This window comes from Moorena sp. SIO4A5 (assembly GCF_010672005.1).
Classification (GTDB): domain Bacteria; phylum Cyanobacteriota; class Cyanobacteriia; order Cyanobacteriales; family Coleofasciculaceae; genus Moorena.
The window spans coordinates 1-5,418 of the sequence record NZ_JAAHHZ010000304.1 but is presented as its reverse complement, the minus strand read 5'-3'; the positions used below and the strand labels follow the sequence as shown (position 1 = coordinate 5,418).

Below are 5,418 nucleotides of genomic sequence, written 5' to 3'. Positions count from 1 at the left end.
TCGGTTGCCTGGTGGTGGCAATGAGCTTTGCCCTACGCTTTTTGATGCAGTATACCTTTGCCATGTTCGCCTTTTGGACAGAACGGGCTAGTGCTATTGAAGAATTATCATTTTTGCTCTACTTATTTCTTTCTGGGTTAATTGCTCCGTTGGAAGTCTTTCCTCCTTTGGTAAGGGAAATTGCCCAGTGGACACCCTTTCCTTATCTGATTCATTTCCCAGCAGCACTGTTGATTGGTTTACCTGTGAATGTGGTAGGGGGAATATTGGTGATTCTAGGTTGGAGTTTGATATTTTTCCTAGTCAACCGCTGGTTATGGCGTAAAGGGTTAAAGCATTACTCTGGCATGGGAGCTTGATCGTAATGGAAGTGTGGGAAGTGTGGGAAGCGTGGAAAGTGTGGGGAGATAGGGAGATAGGGAGATAGGGAGATGGGGAGTCAGATCAGGGACTGCATATTAAATTTACCTGATAAGGATTAATGTCCCTGATAAGTATGATTAACGCTATATATTCGACCAATCCAAAGTATAAAATTACATGATGATTCAGTTCTGGGGTATCAGCTATCAGCTATTCATGATTCAGGGACTCTTTTTATTGATCAGGCGTTGGATTGCCTTAGCAGACAGCTGAGGTGCTTATAGCTGATAGCTTACACAATTACAAGACTCGAGCAACGCTCTAGCAACGAATGACCCTAAAACGTTTGCCCCCAAATAATCCCCCTAATTTACCTGAACCACGTCACTTTAACGGGCCAATGCTATGGTTGGCCATGGTTTTGGCGTCTGTTGTCATTCATCTATGCTTCTTGTCGATACTGTATATGCTCTTGATGGGGCGCTTGGAAAGTTCGCCACCCAGTCAGGATTTGATTGCCATCGATCTGATTCCTATCATTCCGGAAGACATAGCTGAGCAAGAGACATCACCAGAAGACCCATCAACAGCTCTAACTAGTCCTAGGTCAGATAGGAATTTTAATCACCAAACTGTCTCTAACTCTACCATTGATGTCACTGAGCCTGACTTAGAGCGAACACCAACAGAGGAAAGCTTACCCGTTAAAGAGCTAGCACTGCCAACATCTTATGAATTAACTATACCTGTACCCGCACCTGAACCAACAACTCCGATCACTCCTGTTAAGCCTATTCCAGTCATCCAAAGGCCGCTACCTTTACCCTTACCTCTGCCACCACCGATTCAGCCACCGGCTTCCAGCATCCTAGAAGAGTCGGCATCAAAAGATACCTTTCTGGCTAAGATGAGTCAATTTGGTCTGACTAATCCCAATCGGGATATTCCAGACCAATTGGCTCTACCGCTACCAGCTAACAAAACCGAATTTTCCGCTGAGGAGCTGAATTTGACAGGTATTGATTTATCGGAAGAGTTAGTGTTGAAGGTGGTGGTGTTAATTGATTCCAATGGTAAACCGGAACTGCTAGCGGACTATATTCAAGTGCAGCAAGGCAATATTAGTATTGATCAGGCTCAGCAACTCGCTCAGCAGGTGATTCGCCATTGGCTGTTTGCCCCTACTTACATGGCAGGTCAACCAGTTGTCCAAGCTTATCGCTTCCAACTCACCATTAGTCAAGAGGCAAGAGGCAATGGGCAATAGGCATGCTAGCAATAGGCATGCTAGCAATGGGCAAGAGGCAAGAGGCAAGAGGCAAGAGGCAAGAGGCAAGAGGCAATGGGCAAGAGGCAAGAGGCAAGAGGCAAGAGGCAATGGGCAAGAGGCAAGAGGCAAGAGGCAAGAGGCAAGAGGCCATAGGCAATAGTCCTGATTTTTGATCTAAGAGCTGATTTGTAAACTCGCACTAAACCTTGTAGGATAAGGCTTGCGCTAAACTAGAACAATTGAACTATTTAATAACCAAAAGACAATCATAGCAAGGCTTTCAAGCTTATTAATATTTACTTTACAAATTAGCTCTAAAAAAGGTGGCATTTTGATTTTGTTATGTTATGATGCTAAAAGTACTGGAAACAGTGCGGATGTAGTTTAGTGGTAAAACCTCAGCCTTCCAAGCTGATGATGGGGGTTCGATTCCCCCCATCCGCTCTTAGTAGACAAGTTGTATATATTATTACAGGTTTAATCCGTTCCCTTTTAGCGGAAGCTGAGGCCGTAGGCCACGCTTTGCGAACGCTTCATCGCGTAGCGGCTCTGTTGGCGTAGCGGCTCTGTTGGCGTAGCGGCTCTGTTCCCGTAGCGTGGCCTTTGGCCTTAAGAGCATCGCACTGGACTCGACAGGTGGTGCGTTACGGGGCAGACTATGTCAACCCTGGCCAAGAGGCAAAAAATTAGAGACTTTCCGCCCCTAACGCACCCTACGGCTACGCGATCGCATGAGTCTTAATTCTCCATTCTAAATTCGCGCATTCTTAATTCTCCAGCTAATTGGGAGGCTGGATTTCACTGCAAACTTCGTAGAACGATGTAGTGGGAGCTTTGGTAAACAAGTGAGACATTTGGTTTAAGATCGCCTCATAGGCTTCACTTTGATTATCTTCCATGTCCGCTATACTTTCCCAAAAGATCACAGCAATCCCTCTATCGGTTCCAGGTTCTTGCAGTAGGTAAGCGCCTTTGAACCCTTGGATATAGGTAGATACAGCTTTCTCGTAAAGATCCTGAGCTTCTTGAAATTTGCCTGGCTTGAATTCACCAATGGCAACATAAGCATACTTATGCTTCAGAAAATCTAGAAATTCTGTCAACTTTCCCTCCCCTCTGATTTTCTGGGTTGATTTCCGATCATAACAGCTAATGGTTGAGCTGCACAGATGCCAATATCTGCATCTTTGTAAGCATTCAGCAGTCAGCAGTCAGTGGTCAGCTTAACTCAGATTAAACCAATGCTGACCTGTTTTCTAAATGGAGCGCGGTCTTGGGGATTTCCCTCAAGACCGCGCTCCATAACTTATTCAAAAGCACCAATCAGTACCGTGGCACAGGCTTCGACACTGTGATCCATAAGCTAATAGCTGATCGCTGATCGCTGATCGCTTACGTGTCAAGACTCTACTCTACACTCGACATTGAAATTGAATTCCTCGGCACTACCACCAATGCCAATGCCAGTTTCAAATATCTCGGCATTAGTTAAGGTCATGTTGTTCATGACAGCTCCAGACACATCGGTGTCGTAAAGCTTGGCCGCTGTTAAATTCACTTGGTTGAGATTAGCGCAGTTTAAACTAGCGTTGGTAACAAAGGCTTGGGTTAAGTTAGCCCCGTTTAAGTTGGCACCAGTCAGGTCAGCACCTTCTAGGTTGGCTTCGATTAAGATTGCTCCTTGCAGGTTAGCATTCCTCAAGTCAGCCCCTAGTAGATGTGCACCCGATAGATCCGCTCCTTTTAAATTACACCCTGGACATTCACCAGTTGAGAGCAACTGTTGCACCTGGTCTGGGTTTTCAGCTACTGCTGAACCAGTAAAGAACAGGGAAGCGAGTAAGGTTAGCGTTGCCAAAATATTGAATTTCATTTTTGGCCTCCCTAGAAGGAAAATTATCAGTATGTATTGCTTTATCCCACTTTTATGATAACCCATTAGTTGTCCGGGATTATACTGATGATTTGTTAAGGTTAGTTATGGAATTATTCCCTAAATTGGTTAGGTTGTTAAGAAAAGATAAATAATTGTTAAGGTTAAGGGATTAAGGTGGTAAGGGATTAAGCGATTCGGCAAAGCCGACGCTTCGCGAACGCATCCCAGCTATTGTTATAGCAGAAGTCAGAAGTCAGAAGTCAGCCGTCAGCTTATTTTATTCAAAAGCACCGATTGCGCTACTTGAGGTGGTGCGCGAACAGTAGCACCTCAAGTAGCGCATAGGCTGATAGCTGAAGGTGTGGGGTGTGGGGTTTGGGGTTTGGGGTGTGGGGGATAAGAAAGCGATGCAGCGCGGTCTTGGGGAGCCAGTGCGGTCTTGGGGGTTCCCCCCATGAGCAACTGGCGTGGTTTCCCCCGCAGGTCGGCGCTGCATCGCTTGTTCGTTGTTTTCCTTTTCCTCTCCCTCTGGGTCGTCCCATGTTTTACCCAAATGTAAAAAACCTACCCCTGTGAGGATCCCCCCATCTCCCCATCTCCCCATCTCCCCATCTCCCCATCTCCCCATCTCCCTATCTCCCCATCTCCCTATCCAAGCAATCTACTCTCTTTGAATGCAACTCGGTATCAATCCCGTTAATATCCCGGTGGAGGTTGAAAGCCTCCGGTGATTTGGGTCAATGTCTCAGCAATTGCGATCAGTCTCATATCACTCCCCCGTCTTCCGACCACTTGCACACCAATGGGTAAGCCTTTCTGGGACTGGCTAAGGGGTAGGACTATGACTGGGTTACCACCTAAGTTAAACAGTGTGGTGTAAGCACCAATAGCTTTCAGATAAGGAAACTGCTTACCATCTATCTCAATTGGTTCCCCTGATGGGCGATGGGTAAATGCTGCTATTGGAACCACAGGACACAACCAAACATCCCAATCAGATAAGAAGCCTTCTAGATCAGTAATTATACGATCGCGTTTATGAAGAGCATGTTCATACTGTTGTTGATTGATCTCGGATAAACCAAATTCAAATTTGAGAATCTCGCTATAGGTTTCCCTTGCTACAGTAACGTCCAAATTCGGTGGGTTATGTTCCTCAATGCAACACCCTAAATTTTCCAGAGATAATGCCAATTTCTCTAAGCATCTCTTGGTTTCTGTTGATGCTGGAATATCACCAAAACCTGTTGTCCAAGCGTAGCGGTATGCCCGTAAATTCTCTAGTTTAAACTGCTCTGTCGGTATAGGAAGTAACCAATTTTGTTGGGGATCGAGTCCTTGAATTAAGGATAAACACAAGCGCAAGTCTTCGACACAGCGAGCCAGAGGTCCTATGGTTTGTAAGTGTCGGATGGTTTTTGGCTTTCCTGGTAGCTCTGGAATATGTCCAAAGGTTGAAACACGATGCTCCGTAGGCTTAAGGCCAAATACACCACAAAAATGTCCAGGAACACGGATAGAACCGCCAAGGTCACTACCTAGTTCCAAAGGCGATAACCCAGCAGCTACGGCGGCTGCACCACCCCCAGTACTACCACCGCTGGTATAGTCCAGATTCCAGGGATTATTTGTTCTCCCAAATAGGGGACTATTGGTTTGAAAATCTGCCGTCAGTTTTGGTGTATTGGTCTTTCCGAGAAGAATTGCTCCCGCTGCACGGAGTCTAGCCACAACGGTAGCGTCTTGAGTTGGGACGTAATTAGCTAAAGGTTCGTAGCTACTGGTAGTCCGTAATCCCTTAGTTTCTAAGCTGTCCTTAATGGTTATGGGTACTCCATGTAACCTACCCCAAATTTCCCCTCGTCCTAAAGCTTCGTCAGCTTTTTTGGCTCGTTGATAGGCATTTTCT

8 protein-coding genes and 1 tRNA gene are annotated in these 5,418 nt (G+C 45.8%); 3 read left to right on the top strand and 6 right to left on the bottom strand.

Annotated elements, in window-relative coordinates; genetic code table 11:
- Positions 1 to 359 (top strand): ABC-2 family transporter protein (locus F6K57_RS35635; RefSeq protein ID WP_293072743.1); only part of this gene is annotated, 359 nt, incomplete at its 5' end.
- 404 nt (positions 360 to 763) lie between these two features.
- A complete protein-coding gene (locus tag F6K57_RS35630) occupies positions 764 to 1,630 on the top strand; it encodes a hypothetical protein (RefSeq protein WP_293072740.1) in 867 nt (288 codons plus the stop codon).
- Here F6K57_RS35630 and F6K57_RS35625 read toward each other — a convergent pair.
- The gene (locus F6K57_RS35625; protein WP_293072737.1) at positions 1,599 to 1,784 is read right to left on the bottom strand and encodes a hypothetical protein; all 186 of its coding nucleotides are present in this window, start codon (positions 1,782 to 1,784) and stop codon (positions 1,599 to 1,601) included. The genes F6K57_RS35630 and F6K57_RS35625 overlap by 32 nt on opposite strands.
- 222 nt (positions 1,785 to 2,006) lie before the next feature.
- On the opposite strand from F6K57_RS35625, the gene F6K57_RS35620 reads away from it, so the two are divergent.
- Positions 2,007 to 2,077 (top strand) — tRNA-Gly (locus tag F6K57_RS35620).
- A gap of 25 nt (positions 2,078 to 2,102) precedes the next feature.
- On the opposite strand, the gene F6K57_RS35615 is transcribed toward F6K57_RS35620, so the two are convergent.
- From F6K57_RS35615 to F6K57_RS35595, 5 genes are all read right to left on the bottom strand, one after another.
- Entirely contained in the window at positions 2,103 to 2,252 is a 150-nt protein-coding gene (locus tag F6K57_RS35615; RefSeq protein WP_293072734.1) for a hypothetical protein, read from the bottom strand.
- Positions 2,253 to 2,412: 160 nt separating this feature from the next.
- Positions 2,413 to 2,736, bottom strand: a complete 324-nt coding sequence (locus tag F6K57_RS35610; RefSeq protein WP_070391318.1) for an antibiotic biosynthesis monooxygenase — start codon at positions 2,734 to 2,736, stop codon at positions 2,413 to 2,415.
- Positions 2,737 to 3,032: 296 nt separating this feature from the next.
- Entirely contained in the window at positions 3,033 to 3,506 is a 474-nt protein-coding gene (locus F6K57_RS35605) for a pentapeptide repeat-containing protein (RefSeq protein WP_070391320.1), read from the bottom strand.
- Between the two features lie 280 nt (positions 3,507 to 3,786).
- Positions 3,787 to 4,137 (bottom strand): hypothetical protein, encoded by a 351-nt coding sequence (locus tag F6K57_RS35600; RefSeq protein ID WP_293072728.1) that lies wholly within the window; start codon positions 4,135 to 4,137, stop codon positions 3,787 to 3,789.
- A 68-nt stretch (positions 4,138 to 4,205) separates the two neighbouring features.
- The coding region (locus tag F6K57_RS35595; protein ID WP_293072725.1) for an amidase at positions 4,206 to 5,418 on the bottom strand (1,213 nt) is incomplete at its 5' end.

Bases quoted from the DNA above. Each gene is read 5' to 3' on its own strand.
- F6K57_RS35615 (WP_293072734.1), bottom strand. From the start codon at position 2,252: ATGCTCTTAAGGCCAAAGGCCACGCTACGGGAACAGAGCCGCTACGCC.
- F6K57_RS35625 (WP_293072737.1), bottom strand. From the start codon at position 1,784: ATGGCCTCTTGCCTCTTGCCTCTTGCCTCTTGCCTCTTGCCCATTGCC.
- F6K57_RS35605 (WP_070391320.1), bottom strand. From the start codon at position 3,506: ATGAAATTCAATATTTTGGCAACGCTAACCTTACTCGCTTCCCTGTTC.
- F6K57_RS35600 (WP_293072728.1), bottom strand. From the start codon at position 4,137: ATGGGGAGATGGGGAGATGGGGAGATGGGGAGATGGGGAGATGGGGGG.
- F6K57_RS35630 (WP_293072740.1), top strand. From the start codon at position 764: ATGCTATGGTTGGCCATGGTTTTGGCGTCTGTTGTCATTCATCTATGC.